Annotated in this window: 15 protein-coding genes; 8 read left to right on the top strand and 7 right to left on the bottom strand. The window is 66.9% G+C overall.

Annotation, left to right across the window (positions count from 1 at the left end; translation table 11 throughout):
- Positions 1–430: 430 nt before the first annotated feature.
- Together mdlC and LOC57_RS09480 are read right to left on the bottom strand one after the other, a co-directional pair.
- A complete protein-coding gene (gene mdlC / locus LOC57_RS09475; protein WP_229959342.1) occupies positions 431–2,026 on the bottom strand; it encodes a benzoylformate decarboxylase in 1,596 nt (531 codons plus the stop codon).
- Between the two features lie 31 nt (positions 2,027–2,057).
- Positions 2,058–3,305: an MFS transporter gene (locus LOC57_RS09480; protein WP_229959344.1), complete on the bottom strand. Its 1,248-nt coding sequence runs from the start codon at positions 3,303–3,305 to the stop codon at positions 2,058–2,060.
- A 266-nt stretch (positions 3,306–3,571) separates the two neighbouring features.
- On the opposite strand from LOC57_RS09480, the gene LOC57_RS09485 reads away from it, so the two are divergent.
- The 5 genes from LOC57_RS09485 (at position 3,572) to LOC57_RS09505 (ending at position 9,005) form a co-directional block, all read left to right on the top strand.
- Entirely contained in the window at positions 3,572–3,979 is a 408-nt protein-coding gene (locus LOC57_RS09485; RefSeq protein WP_227911118.1) for a YciI family protein, read from the top strand.
- A gap of 7 nt (positions 3,980–3,986) precedes the next feature.
- Complete coding sequence (locus tag LOC57_RS09490; protein ID WP_229959346.1) at positions 3,987–5,171, top strand: RNA polymerase sigma factor; 1,185 nt, start codon at positions 3,987–3,989, stop codon at positions 5,169–5,171.
- A gap of 200 nt (positions 5,172–5,371) precedes the next feature.
- Positions 5,372–7,015 (top strand): GT4 family glycosyltransferase PelF, encoded by a 1,644-nt coding sequence (gene pelF, locus LOC57_RS09495; RefSeq protein WP_229959348.1) that lies wholly within the window; start codon positions 5,372–5,374, stop codon positions 7,013–7,015.
- A complete protein-coding gene (locus LOC57_RS09500; protein ID WP_229959350.1) occupies positions 7,012–8,337 on the top strand; it encodes a hypothetical protein in 1,326 nt (441 codons plus the stop codon). The genes pelF and LOC57_RS09500 overlap by 4 nt, the downstream gene beginning before the upstream one ends.
- Complete coding sequence (locus tag LOC57_RS09505) at positions 8,334–9,005, top strand: spherulation-specific family 4 protein (protein ID WP_229959352.1); 672 nt, start codon at positions 8,334–8,336, stop codon at positions 9,003–9,005. The genes LOC57_RS09500 and LOC57_RS09505 overlap by 4 nt, the downstream gene beginning before the upstream one ends.
- A 63-nt stretch (positions 9,006–9,068) precedes the next feature.
- On the opposite strand, the gene LOC57_RS09510 is transcribed toward LOC57_RS09505, so the two are convergent.
- From LOC57_RS09510 to LOC57_RS09520, 3 genes are all read right to left on the bottom strand, one after another.
- The gene (locus LOC57_RS09510; RefSeq protein ID WP_227911113.1) at positions 9,069–9,374 is read right to left on the bottom strand and encodes an EthD family reductase; all 306 of its coding nucleotides are present in this window, start codon (positions 9,372–9,374) and stop codon (positions 9,069–9,071) included.
- Positions 9,375–9,438: 64 nt separating this feature from the next.
- On the bottom strand, positions 9,439–10,878 hold the full coding sequence (locus LOC57_RS09515; protein WP_227911126.1) for a dihydrolipoyl dehydrogenase family protein: 1,440 nt from the start codon (positions 10,876–10,878) through the stop codon (positions 9,439–9,441).
- Positions 10,878–11,450: a hypothetical protein gene (locus LOC57_RS09520; protein ID WP_229959354.1), complete on the bottom strand. Its 573-nt coding sequence runs from the start codon at positions 11,448–11,450 to the stop codon at positions 10,878–10,880. The genes LOC57_RS09515 and LOC57_RS09520 overlap by 1 nt, the downstream gene beginning before the upstream one ends.
- 216 nt (positions 11,451–11,666) lie before the next feature.
- Here LOC57_RS09520 and LOC57_RS09525 point away from each other — a divergent pair, with 216 nt between their 5' ends.
- Positions 11,667–12,236 (top strand): TetR/AcrR family transcriptional regulator, encoded by a 570-nt coding sequence (locus LOC57_RS09525; protein ID WP_229959356.1) that lies wholly within the window; start codon positions 11,667–11,669, stop codon positions 12,234–12,236.
- Positions 12,226–13,125 carry an endo alpha-1,4 polygalactosaminidase gene (locus LOC57_RS09530; protein ID WP_229959358.1) on the top strand — a complete coding sequence of 300 codons (900 nt, stop codon included), beginning with the start codon at positions 12,226–12,228 and terminating at the stop codon, positions 13,123–13,125. The genes LOC57_RS09525 and LOC57_RS09530 overlap by 11 nt, the downstream gene beginning before the upstream one ends.
- Before the next feature lie 21 nt (positions 13,126–13,146).
- Here the strand turns inward: LOC57_RS09530 and LOC57_RS09535 are convergent, their stop codons facing one another.
- Both LOC57_RS09535 and LOC57_RS09540 read right to left on the bottom strand, forming a co-directional pair.
- Positions 13,147–14,184, bottom strand: coding sequence for a hypothetical protein (locus tag LOC57_RS09535; RefSeq protein WP_229959360.1), 1,038 nt, complete (start codon positions 14,182–14,184; stop codon positions 13,147–13,149).
- Positions 14,185–14,199: 15 nt separating this feature from the next.
- Complete coding sequence (locus LOC57_RS09540) at positions 14,200–14,694, bottom strand: hypothetical protein (RefSeq protein ID WP_229959362.1); 495 nt, start codon at positions 14,692–14,694, stop codon at positions 14,200–14,202.
- A gap of 161 nt (positions 14,695–14,855) precedes the next feature.
- Here LOC57_RS09540 and LOC57_RS09545 point away from each other — a divergent pair, with 161 nt between their 5' ends.
- Entirely contained in the window at positions 14,856–16,262 is a 1,407-nt protein-coding gene (locus tag LOC57_RS09545) for an MFS transporter (protein ID WP_229959364.1), read from the top strand.
- Positions 16,263–16,310: the final 48 nt, after the last annotated feature.

Raw genomic sequence — 16,310 nt, forward strand, 5'->3', positions numbered from 1 at the left:
TGTACCGGCATCACGGTGCCGTGCCTGATCCAAGGTGACGCCGCGGTGTCCGAAGGCCTGGCTGGTCACCGCCGCGTGGCGAAAGTTCCTGGACGTCACGGGCGCCGAGTCGTCCCGCCGCCGTCCTGAGCTGAAGCTCGACGCCGAGCCTCGGCCTGGCGTCAACGGCTCCAGCGATGACATGCTGGCGCTGTATTTCGTCTGCGCCCACCCGTCGCTGCCCCCGTCCTCGGCCGTGGCGCTGACCGTGCGCGCCGTGGGCGGGCCTGGCCGCACTTCGCGGACCCCGGCACACCGGCCGTGGAACTTTATGCCCAGACGGCACTACTGGCACCCAAACTCGCCGAACGCGAGCACCTCGCCCGGCAGGCTGTGCGGCTGGGTGGACCCGGGATCGCTCCGGCTCACGTCTTTAGCCTGGCAATATCAGTTAGAACGGAGACACCGTACTGATGCGGACTTCGACGAGGGTCGGCCGGTCCGATGCCAGGGCCTTGGCCACTTGGTCGCGAAGCTCGCCCACCGACTCAGCCAATCCTGCGTCCACGCCGTAGCCAGCGGCCAGCGAGACGAAGTCGATGCCGGGGACGTCGAGACCGGGTGCGTCCAGAGCGTTAAGTTTGGCGGCAAAGCCGCGCAGGGCGCCATACGTGCCGTTGTTCAGGATGATGAACACGACAGGGATCGCATGCTGGGCGGCAGTCCATAGGGCGGTGATGCCGTAGTTGGCGGACCCGTCGCCGATGAACGCGATCACGCGGCGCCCCGGCTCGGCCAGCTGGACGCCCACAGCGGCAGGCATGCCGAAGCCAAGCCCCCCCGACGCCGGAAAGTAGTAGCTGCCCGGATAGCGCATTTGGATCCGGTCCCAGAATGCAGTCACCGTGGCAGTCGCCTCGTTGACATAGATGGCGTCCTCTGGCGCCAGCTCGTTCACGACGTCGAAGACGGCTTCCGGTGCCATCCGGCCGTCGGCGTCGGTCTGGTGGGGCACTACAGGAGCCGCCGGGCGCGGCTGCACAGTAACCCCGCGGGGCACCACGGCGTCGGCCAGCCGCCGCAACGCCGGACCGATCGAGGCCACCACGGCCCGCCCCATCGGTGCCCGGGCGGCTTCGCCCGGGTCGCAGGTGATCTGCAGGAGGGCAGCACCGTCGGGCAGGTACTCCCCGGGCTCGTATTGGTGATAGCGGAACACCGGCCCCCCGACCACCAGGATCAGGTCATGACCGGCCAACAGCCCGGCAATTCCGGCAACGCTGGCCGGCAGCACCCCGCGGAAGGCTGCATGGGTGGTTGGGAAAGGGCACCGGGACGCCGAGGGCGCCACCCACACCGGAGCACCCAGCCTCTCCGCCAGCCGGACGGCGTCGTCGTTGCCCTGCGCGGAATCGACGTCGGGCCCCAGCACCAGCACGGGACGGGCGGCAGCATCCAGAGCTGCCACGAGGTCCGCGAGCTGGCCGTCGGACAGCCCGCCGGCGGTTTCCACCGTGCGCTCCCCCAAGTGTTCCTCTTCCGGCCCGGTTTCGTGCGCCCAGTCGTCGTAGGGAATGGACACATAAACCGGTCCGGCCGGTTCCAGGACGGTTGTATGAATGGCCTGTCCCATGGTGCGGACGACGTCGCGCGCCGACGCCGGTTCGGCGCTCCACTTCACCAGCGGGCGCGGCAGGGACACGGCGTCGACGTTGGAGAGCATCACCTCCTGGCCGATGGTGGAGCGGACCTGCTGACCGGCGGTGATCACCAGTGGTGTGTGCGCGTACCACGCGTTAGTCAGCGCGCCCATGGCATTGCCGGAGCCTGACGCCGCATGCAGGTTCACCAGCGCCGGCCGGCGCGTCGCCTGCGCATAGCCGTCGGCCATGCCCGCCACCACGCCCTCGTGCAGGCCCAGGATGTAGCGGAAGTCCTCCGGCATGCCGGCCAGGAACGGCAACTCATTGGAGCCCGGGTTGCCGAAAATCGTGGTGAGTCCGTGCCGGCGCAAGAGGTCGTAGGTGGCCTCGCGAATGGTGGTCATCTCGTCCTTCCTGTCCCCCGGGTAAGTTCGGTCAGCCCAGCGGCACGGGTTTGCCGGACCCCGGCGGCACGGAGTCCGCGGCCTCCGGGGTCGACTCCCGCGGACGGGGAATCACGGCCACCGCCGCAACCCCGAGCAGGGCAGCTGCCGCAAAGACGTAGAACCCGAACGGATAGGCGATCCCGGCAACCACCAGCAAACCGGTGATCCACGGCCCGGCAATGGCCCCCAGCCGACCGACACCGGACACGAAGCCCATCCCGGAGGCGACGATATGCCGCGGGTACAGGTAGCCCACAAACCCGTAGACGAGCACCTGGGCGCAGAAGACAAAGAAACCGGTCACGAACACTACGCCGTTCAGCAGCAGCTGGTCCTGGATCCGGATGCTCAGCACCGCCAGCAGCACGGCCGCGGCACCGAACCAGAACATGGTGGTTCCCTTCACCCCGCGCCTGTCGGCAACGCCGCCGCCCACCAGCAGGCCGGCGATCGCGCCCAGGTTCAGGACCAGCAGCAGCACCAGCGAATCAGCGACGGCGTAGCCGGCCTCGCGCATCAGCTGCGGCAGCCAGGTGTTCAGTCCGTAAACCAGCAGCAGGCCCATAAAGGCGGCAACCCAGAGCCCCAGGGTGATGCGCACGTACCGCCCGCGGAGCACGTCCCGGACATGCACCTTCGGGACCTCCGTGTCCGCGGATTTGCGCGCCTCGATCACGGGAGAGGTTTCGGGCAGCTTGGCCCACAGCAGCAGGGAGGCGAGCAGGCCGAGGATACCGCCGGTATAGAAGAGCCATTCCCACCGCTGCCCTACCAGCAGTGCGGTGACCGACGCGGCCACGGCGCCTACGTGGTAGCCGGTCATGGTGAGCGTGCTGGACTGGGCCTTGCCGTTGGCGCGGGCGGTTTCCTGCATGATGGTCACCGCCACTGGCATGCACCCGCCCAGCCCCAGTCCGGCCAGGAAGCGCAGCAGCCCCATCAGGGCAACGGTGGGCATCAGCGGGAAGATCAGGGTGAAGACGGAGAACACCACTACGCACGCGATCAGCGGCAGGCGGCGGCCGAAGCGGTCCGAGATGGGCCCGCTCAGCGCAGCGCCTATCCCCACACCCACCAGCGAAATGGTGGCCACGAAGGTGGCCCCGCCCGCATCAATACCGGCGTGTCTGGTGTCCAGCAGAGTGGGAATGGAGGCGCCCAGGGCCACGAGGTCGAATCCCTCGAACACCACGGTGAGCCAGCAGAGGATCACAATCCATTTTCGCGAAACCTTCATGATGAACTTCCTTGTTCGAGACGGCCACCGCTGTAAGAAAGGAGAGCTGCATGAAAGGAGAACTGAAAGTCAGTGTCGACACAAGTGTGGAACCCCCGGCCGGGGAGCACTAGGTGAAGACGAAAATTTGTTTCCGGTTACGGCGCAGGCGAACGCTCCCGCAGAAATGTCGAAATTCCGGACACTGTCCCGTCCCCGGAGTGAATGCGGCCACAATGGCCGTGTTGCAGCGATTCGACCATCCCCGGAGACCAAGGAGATAAGTCATGGCCAAGTATCTGTTGCTCAAGCATTACCGCGGTGCACCGGCACCCATCAATGACGTGCCGATGGACCAGTGGACACCGCAGGAAGTATCGGACCACATGCAGTTCATGCAGGATTTCGCCGACCGGCTGCAGGCCCGCGGCGAATACATTGACGGCCAGGCCGTCGCACCCGAGGGCACCTTTGTGCGGTACGACGGCGAGGGCCGGCCGCCGGTGACCGACGGCCCGTTCGCGGAAACCAAGGATCTGATCGCCGGCTGGATGGTGATTGATGTGGACGACTATGACCGCGCGGTCGAACTCGCCGGCGAGCTGTCCGCCGCTCCCGCCGCGGGCGGGAAGCCGCTGCAGGAATGGATCGAACTACGCCCGTTCCTGGGCTCGCCCATCACCATCACGGAATAGCGCTGCCATGCAGCCCGGCAGCGTGGGGCCCGGCATCGTGGATGAGCAGCTGGTCCGCACGCTCACCCCGCAGGTCATTGCCGTCCTCGTCCGCCGCGGAGCTGATTTCGCGGCGGCCGAGGACGCGGTGCAGGACGCCCTGATCGAAGCCCTGCGCGCCTGGCCGCAGAACCCGCCGCGGGACCCGAAAGCCTGGCTGGTAACCGCCGCCTGGCGGAAGTTCCTGGACGCGACCCGCGCGGACACTTCCCGCCGACGTCGTGAACTCACCGTTGACGCGGAGCCTCCGCCCGGGCCCGGCGGTGAAACCGATGACACGCTGCAGCTGTATTTCCTTTGCGCCCACCCGTCCCTGTCGCCGTCGTCGGCCGTGGCGCTGACGCTGCGCGCGGTCGGCGGGCTGACCACCGCGCAGATCGCCGCCGCGTATCTGGTCGGCGAGGCAACCATGGCGCAGCGGATCAGCCGGGCCAAACGCACCGTTGCCGGGGTCGGGTTGAACACAGTCCGGTTCGGCTCCCCCGGCAACGTGGCCACCGTGCTGCGGACCCTGTATCTGGTGTTCAACGAGGGCTACTCCGGGAACGTGGACCTCGCTGCCGAAGCCATCCGCCTCACCCGGCAGCTGGCCACCGGCATCAACCATCCCGAAGTCCACGGGCTGCTGGCGCTGATGCTGCTCCACCACGCCCGCCGCCCGGCACGGACGGACGGCGCCGGGCGGCTGGTGCCGCTGGCACAGCAGGACCGCGGCCGCTGGGACACCGGCCTGATTGCCGAAGGAGTGGCGATCCTGCAGCGGGCACTGGCTGCGGACCGGCTGGGCGAATACCAGGCGCAGGCCGCCGTCGCCGCCCTGCACGCCGATGCACAGACGGCCGGGGAGACCGACTGGCCGCAGATCGTGTCTTGGTATGACGAATTGGTCCGGCTCACCGGCAGTCCGGTAGCCCGGCTGAACCGCGCCGTCGCCGTCGGGGAGGCGGACGGACCGCGCGCCGGGCTGGCCGCGCTGGCGGAGCTGGATCCCGCACTCCCCCGGCGCACCGCCGCGCTGGCCTACCTGCATGAGCGCGACGGTGACGCCGGCACGGCCGCACGGCTGTACGCCGAGGCCGCCCTGGCCGCGCCGAACCTGGCCGAACGCGAGCACCTGGCCCGGCAGGCGGCCCGGCTGCACGCTGTTCGATAGCTGAACGCTGTTCGATAGCTGAACGCCCCGGGAAAGGGCAGCCGCAAGAGACCCGCAATGTATGCCAAATTTTCGGAAAATTCTTCAACACCCCTACCTCGAAGCATCTGATCGAAGCGAGTAACGGTTACGCGTGTCCCGCCTGGCTACCTCGTATTCACTGATATCGATGTCGTCCATCGCTAATTGAGGTCTCGAAAATGTTTAGTTCAGTCACGGGGTTCTGCCGTTCCGCCCAGGTCCACGGATCCGCTGCCGTTCCGGCTGTGCCGAAACGGATCCGGGACAAACCGCTGAAGATAGCGCTCGTCACGGAGGGCACCTACCCGGTAGTCACCGGCGGGGTCAGCACGTGGTGCAACCAGCTGATCACGGGAATGCCGGACCACGACTTCGAAATCTTTGCCCTGACCGGAAGCGGTGCCGACCGTCCCGTCTGGAAGCTCCCCGAAAATGTCCGCTCCCTGAGGATCATCCCCGTCTGGGGACCCCCGGCCGCCCCGCTGCGGCCCGGATCCCGGCGCAAGGAATGGATTGACCGCACGCAGGACGAACTCGCCCTGCTGTGGGACGCCGCACTCGGGTCCGACGACGCGGACGCCGTGGCCCGGACGGACGAGGCACTGCGCAACCTGGTGGCCATCAGCAACCGGATCGGCCTGGCCCATGCCCTGGCTACCCGGGGTTCCGTGGCGCCTATCCTGGCAGCCTGGACGCGGCACCTGGTCCGCGCCGGCGAGCCGCCCATGTCCGTGGCGGACGCCGTGATGGCAGCCAGCATCGTTGACCGTGCCCTGGCCCTGGTTGACCAGCGGCCGGCCGGGGCCGACGTCATCCATGCCTCCAGCAACGGCCCCTCCTCACTGGTCGCCCTGGCCCACTCCTGGCGGCACGGCACTCCCATCCTGCTGACCGAACACGGCGTGTACCTGAGGGAGCGGTACCTCGCCCTGCACGGTGCCAACTTCTCCTGGCCCGTGCGGCGCGCGGTCACGGCGTTCCTGCGCCGGCTGTGCCAGGTGGTTGTGGCCCGGGCGCACATGGTCCTCCCGGTCAACCAGTTCAACGCCCGCTGGGAGCGCCGCCTCGGCGCCCTCCCCGAACGGATCCACACCATCCCCAACGGCGTAGACCCGGAAACGTTCCTGCCGGTCACCTCCGAACCGGAGCTGCCCACCATCAGCTTTGTGGGACGGATCGATCCGCTGAAGGACCTGGAAACCCTCATCTCCGCCTTCGCGCTGGTGCGTCAGCAGGTGCCCACGGCCCAACTGCGGCTTTTCGGGCCCACGCCAACGGAAAACCACGCCTACAAGGCGGGCCTGGTGGAACTGGCCGCCAGCCTCGGTGTCACCGACGCGGTGCACTGGGAAGGTCCCAGCAAGGGCAGCCGCCCGGCCATTGAAGCCGGCCACGTGGTGGCACTGTCCAGCGTGTCCGAAGGCCTGCCCTTTACCCTCATCGAGTCCATGATGTGCGGCCGCGCCACCGTCAACACCGACGTCGGGGGCGTAGCGGAATGCCTGGACGAAGAGCGGACCACCGGCATGCTGGTGCCCGCCCGCGAGCCCGCCGCGTTCGCGGACGCTTGCATCACCCTGCTCTCCAATGACCGGCTCCGGGCGGACATGGGGGCGGCCGCACGACGCCGTGCCCTGGCCGAGTTCACGTTGGACCGGTGCCTGGGCCGCTACCGGGAGGCCTATGCTGCCACCCGGGACGGGCGGCTGTTCGAGCACCCCCCGGCTGCCGGTTTCCGGTCCGGCACGGCTACCGGAGCCCACGGCGCACCGACACCCGCGGTTCCCGCACTCCGTGACGCGTCCCAGCGGTTGTCCGCATGAGCGCCGACACTGTCATTGTGCCCGCAGCGGGTTCAGCCGTCCCGAAACTTGAGAACAACCTGATGGCCTACGACGCCGTGGACACCTTTGAGATCACGGCTCGGCTGGAAGCGTCCGGACTCAGTGACCGCACCGTGCGCCAGCGCCATGGAGCGAAGGACGTGTTCGACTACGCTTCCTCCCTGGTGCAGGAACGCGGCACCACGCAGGCAACCGCCGAGCCATGGCTCGGACGGGACGACCTGCTCCAATCCGTCCGGCGGGCCATTGTCCTCATCTTGGGGGCAGTGCTGGGCGGTCTCACCGCTACGGTCCTTGCCGCCAACACCAGGGAGGTCCTCGTAGCCGGCATCGGCGCGTGGATCATCGGGCAGGCCGTCTCCGGGATTGTCTGGACCTATGCCGGCGCCGGGCAGCTGAAACGCGGCGTCGCCCGCGGCACCGGGGCAACCCTGCTGATCATGGCCGTCCTCGCCTGCTACGTGGGGGTCTCCCTGATCCTTCCCGGCCATGATGCCACCATGGCCGCACTTCTGATGGTTTGGTGCTGGTACTCCTGTGTTGTTTCCATGCTCGTGATTCTGGGCCGCTCCTGGTTCCTGCTGACGGTCCTGGCGTGTGCCGTCTCGATTGTGGCGACCATGCTGGCGATACGTTCCACCGCCGCGGCCGTCATTGTGCCCGGCACGGCCTTGCTGGTGGTGGCGGCAGTAACGGCATTGCTCGCCATCCATCTCCGCTCCAACCCGGAGGGCCGCCGGCCCCGATGGGAAGACGGCAGAAGCGCCGTCGCTCCGGCTGCCCAGGCCGGCTTCCTTGCGGCAGCACTGACCTTGGCCCTGACCCGGTTGCCCGCGTGGGAAGGCACCGCGTTGGTGGCGGCCACCGTCGTTGCTGCCGCCGCCACTGATCCCGCGCTGGTACTGATGCGCCAGCGGCTCCAGTGGTCCTCCCAGCGGACACCGCTGCTCCGGAACGCCGCGTGGAACGCCTGGCTGCTGACCCTGGCCATCTCCGCCACGATTGTGGTGATCTCGGCAGCGGTGTCCTCCGTGGTGGTCCTCTTCCTGGTGGAGGACAACAGGGCGGCCGCCACGGTGGTGGTAGCCGCCATCTTCAGCGCCCTGGCCACTATCTCCACGGCCCTGAGCGCGTTCGGACAACCCCGGCGGGGCGTGCTGTTTGCCGCTGCTGCCTGCCTTGCGGCCGCATTGTGGCTGCTGGTCAGCAGCGGAGCCGGCATTCTGGCGGCCGCAGCTTTCCTGCTTGCGGGAATCGTGGTCCTGCTGGCGCTCGTGGCGGATCCGCGGACCTACGCGTGAGGGCACCCCGGCTGGCGCTGCCGTGGTACATCCACCCGGCGGAAGGGCCCCGGGAATGGGCGTGGCTGGCCGGACAAAACGTCTCCTTCGCCGTCGTCAACGTCCACAACGGACCCGGCGGAGAACACGATGCCTACTATCCGCAGGCGATTGCCGGACTGGGATCCACCCGGCTCCTGGGGTACGTCGCGGTTGACTACGGCCAGCGCCCACCGGCGGACGTTGCCCGGGACGTGCAGGCCTGGCAGCGGATCTACGGCCTGGACGGGATTATGTTCGACGAACTTCCCTCCGGAGCCGGCAGCCTTGACCGGTGCGCCGAGTATGCGGCATCGGCCCGGGCTGCCGGCATCCGTTTCCTCGCTGCGAACCCCGGTGTCTTTCCGACGCCGGGACACGTGCGGCTGTTCAATGTGACCTCGGTGTTCGAGGGAACTGCGGCGGATTATGCGCGCTTCCGGCACCCCGCCTGGGCGCAGAATGTACCTCCGGCGCGGCTCTGGCATCTGGTGCACAGCTGTGATCCGGCACAGATTGCCGGAGTCCGTTTGGCAGCTGGCCACCGCGGCGCGGGGCATGCCTTCGTCACGGACCGATCCATGCCCACCCCGTGGCTGGGGCCGCCGGCGAACGTCTCTGCGCGGCTGGCCAAGACAAAGTCGCCGTGAGGCCGGGACATTGCTGCCCGCCTCACGGCGACTCCTACTTGGATGTCCAGCCTCCTTCGACGCCTAGCCTTCCGAGACGTCGGAGAACAGCGCCCTGAACGGTGTGCCCGTGGCGGTCAACTGCCCGAACGTATCGGCAGCCGCAGCGGTCTTCACGGCTGCAGAGGCATCCTCATAACTGTCGAAATACAGGTCCAGGGTCCGGTGGGCCGGAGTGGGCGAGCCGTCTTCCTTGGGCCAAACCTTCCCGGCCTCGTACCGGCGCAGCTTCGGAAGCTGCTTTGCGTTGCCTTCAATGCTTTTGTAGGCGGACTCGAAGGCTCCGGGGTCGGCGGGGTTGTCGATGATGAAGGTGATCTTCGTGGGCATGTTCTTTCCTTTCGTGGGGTGGTTGTGGTGATGGCGGAAGTTTGCGGGCGGGCCGGGCGGTTGTCTACCGTCCTGCGGTTTCCAGCAGCCGAAGCCAGAGCTCGCTCATCGTCGGATAGGCCGGCACCGCATGCCAGAGCCGGTCTAGAGGTACTTCTCCGGCGATGGCGATGGTCGCGGCGTGCACCAGCTCTGCCACGTCGGATCCGACGGCGGTGAACCCGACAATGGTGTTGGTGTCCTCGTTGATGACGATGCCTGCGCGGCCGGCATAACCGTCGGCATGCAGGGATGCGCCGGCAACGGAACCCAGGTCGTACTCCACAGAACGGACCCGCAGTCCGGCGTCGGCGGCCGCGGCCAGGGTGAGTCCGGCGGAGGCGATCTCCGGGTCAGTGAAGATGACCTGCGGAACGGCCAGGAGATCGGCGGTGGCTGCATGGCGCCCCCATGCGAAGTCCTCAACCGGGGCGCCGGTTGCCCGTGCCACGATCACGTCCCCCGCCGCGCGGGCCTGGTACTTGCCCTGGTGGGTGAGCAGCGCCCGGCCGTTGACGTCTCCCGCGGCGTATAGCCACCCGCCGTCGGGCACGTGGCCCCCGGGAGCGGTCACCCGCAGGGTCTCATCGACCTCCAGCCAGCCGGAGTCCGGGAGTCCGAATTGTTCAAGTCCGAGATTGCCGGTGTTGGGCCGGCGCCCCGTGGCAACAAGGACCTCGTCCGCACTGATGACCTCGCCGCCCGCCAGGGTGATCTGCACGGTTCCACTGGGATCCCGTGTGACCCCGGTGGGGCTTGTTCCCGCCATTACCTGTACGCCGCTGCTCTGAAGGGACGCAACGACGTGCTCGGCGGCATACGGCTCCACCCTGGGGAGTACGCCGTCGCGCGCAATCAGCGTCACGAACGCGCCCAATGCGCTGAAGGCGGTTGCCATTTCCGTGCCAACAACACCGCCTCCGATGATCGCAAGCCGTTCCGGAATTTTCTTCACCGACACGGCCTCTCTGCTGGTCCAGGGAGCAGCGTCCGCCAGTCCCGGAATCGGCGGAACGGCCGCGCTGGTGCCCGTGGCGACGACGACGGCGTGCCGGGCCGTAATAGTACTGACGGTACCGTCCCGGCCGGTGACTTCGACGGTCCGTGGGGCGCTGATACGCCCCCGGCCCCGGACAAGCCCAATGCCGGCCTGGCGGAGCCAGGCAACCTGGCCATCATCGTTCCAGTCCGAGGCAAACCGGTCTCGACGCTCCAGCACGGCGTCGACGTCGAGTCCCCCAGTCACCGCCGCGGCGGCACCGGGCAGCTGCCGGACGGCACGGAGCGCGGCCGCGTCCCGGAGCAGCGCTTTGGTAGGCATGCACGCCCAGTAGGAGCATTCTCCGCCGACCAGCTCGGCTTCCACGATTACGGCGCTCAGCCCGCCGGAGACGATGCGGTCGGCTACATTTTCCCCGACCGGTCCGGCGCCAATGATGATGACGTCCGTAGTAGTCCCGGCCATCATGCGCCCGCCTTGGTGCGTCCCAGTCGGATCGCGGAGAGCAGGAAGAAGATGCCGCCGAGAGTTGCGTACCCGGCGACGCCGGTGAGGGATGACGAGGGTCCGCCCGACATCAGGATGAACCCGGTGCCCGCAAGAGTGGAGATGCCGCCGCTGAGGATCATGGGCCACTGCCCGCCCAACCGCAGACGGCTAATGGCTACGGCGAGTTGGACCGCACCCGCGGTGATGGCCCAGGCGCCCCAGACAACCAGGACTGCGGCCGGTCCGGAGGTGACGGCGAAACCGAGTGCAACAGCGGTCAGGAGGCTGAGCGCCATGTTGACGACGAGCAGCGGTCCCGGCCGGGTGGCTCGGGAGGCGCGGTGGTCGACGACGGCTGCCCCGACGTCGAACAGCGGGTAAAGGATGAGCAGTGCGATGCTGAGCGGGCCGATGGTGGAGGCCGTCAGCGCAATGAGGACTGCCCAAAGGACGGCGAATCCGAAGCGGACGAAGTACAGCTTCCGAAGGGCCGGTCCGATGGTGCCGGCGGGGTGTGCGGTGGCGGGGTGTGCGTTGGCGGTGGTCATGGTGTTCCGTTCTGTTGTGGGGTTCGAAGGGGTGTCTCTTGACGGGTCAGGGGACACCTCGACCTCGATAGCGGCCGCGCCGGTCCGACGGGTGCTTCCCGCAGGAAGGTCCGCCGGTACGACTGATGGAACCGTTGGTAGAATGACTAGTCACTCTACTTCGAAGGACTGTAGTCTTGATCACGGAGCGGCACAAGGGCAACGGAAGGAAAACTCATGGCGGAGACTGTGAAGGTATCGATGAGGGATCGCCTCATCGAGGCCGCTACCGAGCTGTTCTATGCCGATGGCTTGCGGTCCGTCAGCGTTGAAAAGGTCATTGCCCGCACCGGCACCACAAAGGTGACTTTCTACCGGCATTTCAAGAGCAAAGATGACTTGGTGGTCGCCCATCTGGAACTGAGGGCCCGGATTGAGCGGGAGGGAATCGGCGCGGCCATGGAACACGCGGACGGCGACGCCGACAGGACACTCCAGCTCATCGCCGACCAGCTGGGCAAGATGTCCTGCGAAGCGGGTTTCCGGGGGTGCCCGTTCATCAATGCTGCTGCTGAATATCCGGACCCCGCCAGCGCCGTCCGGAAAACCGTCAGTGAGCACCGCGCCTGGTGCAAGGGCGCCTTTGCGGAAATTGTCCGCCCTCTCTCCCCCGCCGATCCCAAGGCCGTTGCCGAAGATCTGATGCTGCTGCGCGACGGGGCGATGGTCGCCGGGTACCTCGACGACGGCGAAGCGCTGGCCGCATCGTTCCTACGCAGCTGCCGCGCGGTTATCGGTGCCGGCTGAGGCCTGGACCACCCGCCGGGCCGGGCCGGCCCGGACCAGGGCGGCCTGCGCCGTCGTAATCGCCGGTGCGGTACTTCTCTCCGGCAGCCTCGCCGGCTGCACTTCCGACAACGGCGCGTCCCCCGGTTCCGCGCCCACCGCGCCAGCGCCGGCCGGGGCGGCGTCGGCGGCGTCGTCATCTGTCCCGTCGTCGTACTGGGCCCCGTCGCCGGGAGCCAGCTGGCAGTGGCAGCTCAGCGGCAGCCTGGACCTGGATGTTGACGCAGACATTTTCGACGTGGACTACGAAACCACCACGGTTGAGCAAACCGCGGCGCTGAAGGCGAAGGGCCGCCACTTGGTCTGCTATTTGTCCGTCGGCTCCCGGGAGGATTTCCGTCCCGATGCCGGCAACTTTCCGGACACCGTCCGCGGAAAAACAATGGACGGCTGGCCGGACGAACAGTGGCTGGACATCCGGCAAACGGAGGTGCTGCTGCCGATCATGGCCGCCCGCATGGATACCTGCGCAGCCAAGGGGTTCGACGCCGTCGAACCCGACAACGTGGACGGCTACCGCAACGACACCGGCTTCCCGCTGACTGCCGAGGACCAGCTGGCGTACAACCGTGCCGTTGCCGGCCTGGCCCACGACCGCGGACTGTCCGTGGCCCTGAAGAATGACCTGGACCAGATTCCCGCGCTCGTGGACCATTTCGATTTCGCAGTCAACGAGGAATGCGTCCGGTATGCGGAGTGCGGGGCGTACCAGCCCTTCACTGATGCCGGTAAGGCGGTGCTGCACGTGGAATACGAAGGCACGTTGTCCTTCTGCCCCGGGTCCCGGCAGCGGGGATTCTCTTCAATGCTCAAGCCCCTGGACCTCGGGGCGCCCAGACAGCCCTGCTGACGGCCACTCCCGCTCCAAGAGTTAAAGCGCGGTTTGTACCGGCTGGCCATCCACGGAATCAACGGTCGGGACAATGCGGGTTCCCGTGGGGTCGGTACTCACGGTGAGGGTCAGCTGCCGTCCGTAGGTGTCCGTGGCGGCCAGGGTGTACGGAGTGAACCGGGGCTTGGCCTTGTCATGCAGGATGAGCTGCTTGGGTTTGGTGACGGTAATGCCGTAGTCCCGTACCAATGATTCCCCGAGCCGGTAACTGGCCGCGGCCACCTTGCCCCGAACCTGTACGGACTTGACCATCAGAATAATGAACAGGACAACAAATGCGAGGAGCATCGCCAGCATCAGGATCATCAGGAAATCCACCATGCCTCCCGTGCTTCCATCCATGGCTATGCCGGTCACTACAGCGCCTGCAATCACGGCAACCATGGCGAACAGCAGCCAGTTCAGGTTGGGTACTTTGGGGATGAGGTTTTCGCCGGGTTCGGCAGAAACGGTCTTTTCAGTCATGTTGTAAAACCTTTCAGCTAAAGGGGTTGGAAGATCCGGCACAACCGCCGGCCGGGCCTTTTCCGGGGTATACCCCTGCTTGCCGGTCGACTTTCCGTCGATAAGAAGGATGGTGGGGACAACATTTGTACCGGTCGTATCCAGGCTCAGTTCCATGAAGAGTTCCCGCCCGTCATCGTCGACGGCATAAAAGGCATCCGGCTGCAGCCTGCAGCTCGCCGTGTTCATAACAACCAGGGCGACCCGGCGGTGCACTGCGATGCCGTAGTCCCGGTGCAGGTTTACGGCAATTCCGTAAGCGGCAGCGGCGACTTTGCGCCGGTTGGACATCACTATGCGGATGAAGTTGGCAAACCCCAGGAACATGGCTGCCACACCGAGGGCGTCCACCAACTCCTCACCGCTGCCCAGCGCGCCGCTGATTGACCAGCCGATTAACAGCACCACTGGTGCGGGCAGGAACGCCCAGGCCAACGCGCCCCACACATTCGCGATCTGCGGAACCAGGCGTTCACTGGGGACAACGGCGGACTTCCGCCGGGTTAATGGCATGCCGAGACCTTTCGCTTACGGGGTGTGCGTTTGGACGGGCAACCCGGCCGCGTCAACGAACGTGGGGATCACCCGGGAGCCGGTGGGATCGGCACTGATGGAGATCGTGACCGGCCGGCCATACGCGTCCACCGCGGGAATGATGTACGGATTCAAGTGGGGTTTCGCATTGTGCTGGAGAATAAGTGTTTTGGGTTTGGTGACGGTGATGCCGTAATCCCGGCTCAGGGATTCGCCTATCCGGTAGGCGGCAGCGGAAACCTTGCCGCGCAGGGCGGATATCTTAACAATGAAAATGACCATGGTCACCAGGAATACGGGAACCATGGACATGGCAACCATGGCCCAGGCATCGGCTGCATCACCTGAGGAACTATCTCCACCAATGCCGGCTCCCACCATGACCGCTAGCGGTGCCACGATGAGCGCCGCCAACCAGTTGGTGTTTCCTACCTTTGGAATTAGCTTTTCGCTCGGCTGCGCTGCGGTAATCTTTCCATTTTCAGACACGCTTATATACCTTCCCCCATTTGCCCGGGGCACGTGGGTTTCCCGGGAGCGGACACAACCCTAACAGCATTTCCACTGAAGTTATCCGGTGCCGTTCCGCAGCATCCCGGGCTAGGCTGTCCCGGGAAGTGCGCGGCGCTGCAACGTCGAACGGAGGCCGTATGCCGGGTACGAAAGCCAACAGGAACACCCGCCTCCTGGCCGTGGCGATCCTCTCCTCTTTCGTTGCCTTCCTCGACGGTTCCATCGTCATCGTGGCTTTGCCCGCCATCGGTACAGAGCTCGGCGGCGGGCTGGTCACGCAGCAGTGGACCGTCAACGCATATCTGCTGACCCTCGGTGCGCTGATCCTGCTGGCCGGTTCCCTTTCGGACACCTTCGGCCGGCTGCGGATCCTGCGGCTCGGGCTGCTCGGATTCGGCGCCGCATCCCTGGCGTGCGCGCTGGCGTGGAGCCCCGCAGTACTGATCATCGCCCGTGCAGTCCAGGGCATGGCCGGCGCCCTCCTGGTCCCCGGGTCCCTGGCACTGATTACGACGGCGTACCGGGACGAGGCGCGCGCCCGTGCCATCGGCCAGTGGACGGCGTGGACCGGTACCGCCGCCATCATCGGCCCGCTGCTGGGCGGGGTGCTGGTGGACTGGGCCAGCTGGCGCTGGATTTTCGCGGTGAACGTTCTGCCGGTGACGGCAACGCTCCTGCTCACTTCCAAACTGCAGGACACCGGCCGGCTGCGCCGCACTTCGCTGGATCTTCCCGGTGCGCTGCTGGCCGTCGCCGGCCTCGCCGGTCCCGTCTATGCCCTCATCGAACAGGAACGTCTCGGCTGGGCCGATCCCGCCGTCGTCGTACCCCTGGTTGCAGGCACCGCGGCGCTGGTTCTCTTCTTCCTGCGCGAGGCACGCGCCCCGGCGCCCATGATGCCGTTGTCCCTGTTCCGGGCCCGGAACTTCCGTTACGGGAACCTGGTGACCGCCGCAGCGTATGGGGCCATCTCGCTCGGCTCCTTTGCGGTGACGGTCTTTGTGCAGGAGGCTGCCGGGTTCAGTGCCATTGAGGCCGGGTTCATTTCGCTGCCCCTGCCGGTGGCCATGCTGCTGTTCTCCACCTATTTCGGGAAGCTCTCCGGCCGGTACGGACCCCGGCTTTTTATGACGGCCGGTCCGGCAATCTGCGGTGCCGGGTTCCTGCTGCTGCTTACCGTGCAGCCGCCCGTGAACCTGCTCACCGAGCTGCTGCCCGGGTTGCTGCTCTTCGGCGTCGGGCTCAGCGTGATGGTCGCTCCGCTGACCGCGGCAGTGCTCGGCGCGCTGCGCGGTGAGGAGGCCGGAATCGGTTCGGCCGTGAACAACGCCGTGTCCCGGGTGGCCGGGCTGGTGGCCGTGGCTTTGGTGGGCACCATTTCGGGCGGTGCGCTGGGATATGCCGGGTTCCGGCAGACGGCGCTGGCGACGGCGGGGCTGTTCTTTGCTGCCGCCGTGATCGCGTTGCTGGGAATCCGGAATCCGAAGAGCGCTTCGGTGGGTCCGAGCGGCCAGGAACCCCCCGGCAGCAGCCCGCAGAGCTGAGCGGGACGACACACAGTGGGATCGGTTTGGTCCCGCGCCCTTTTTAGG

It is taken from the genome of Arthrobacter sp. zg-Y750 (genome assembly GCF_020907365.1).
Lineage (GTDB): Bacteria > Actinomycetota > Actinomycetes > Actinomycetales > Micrococcaceae > Arthrobacter_B.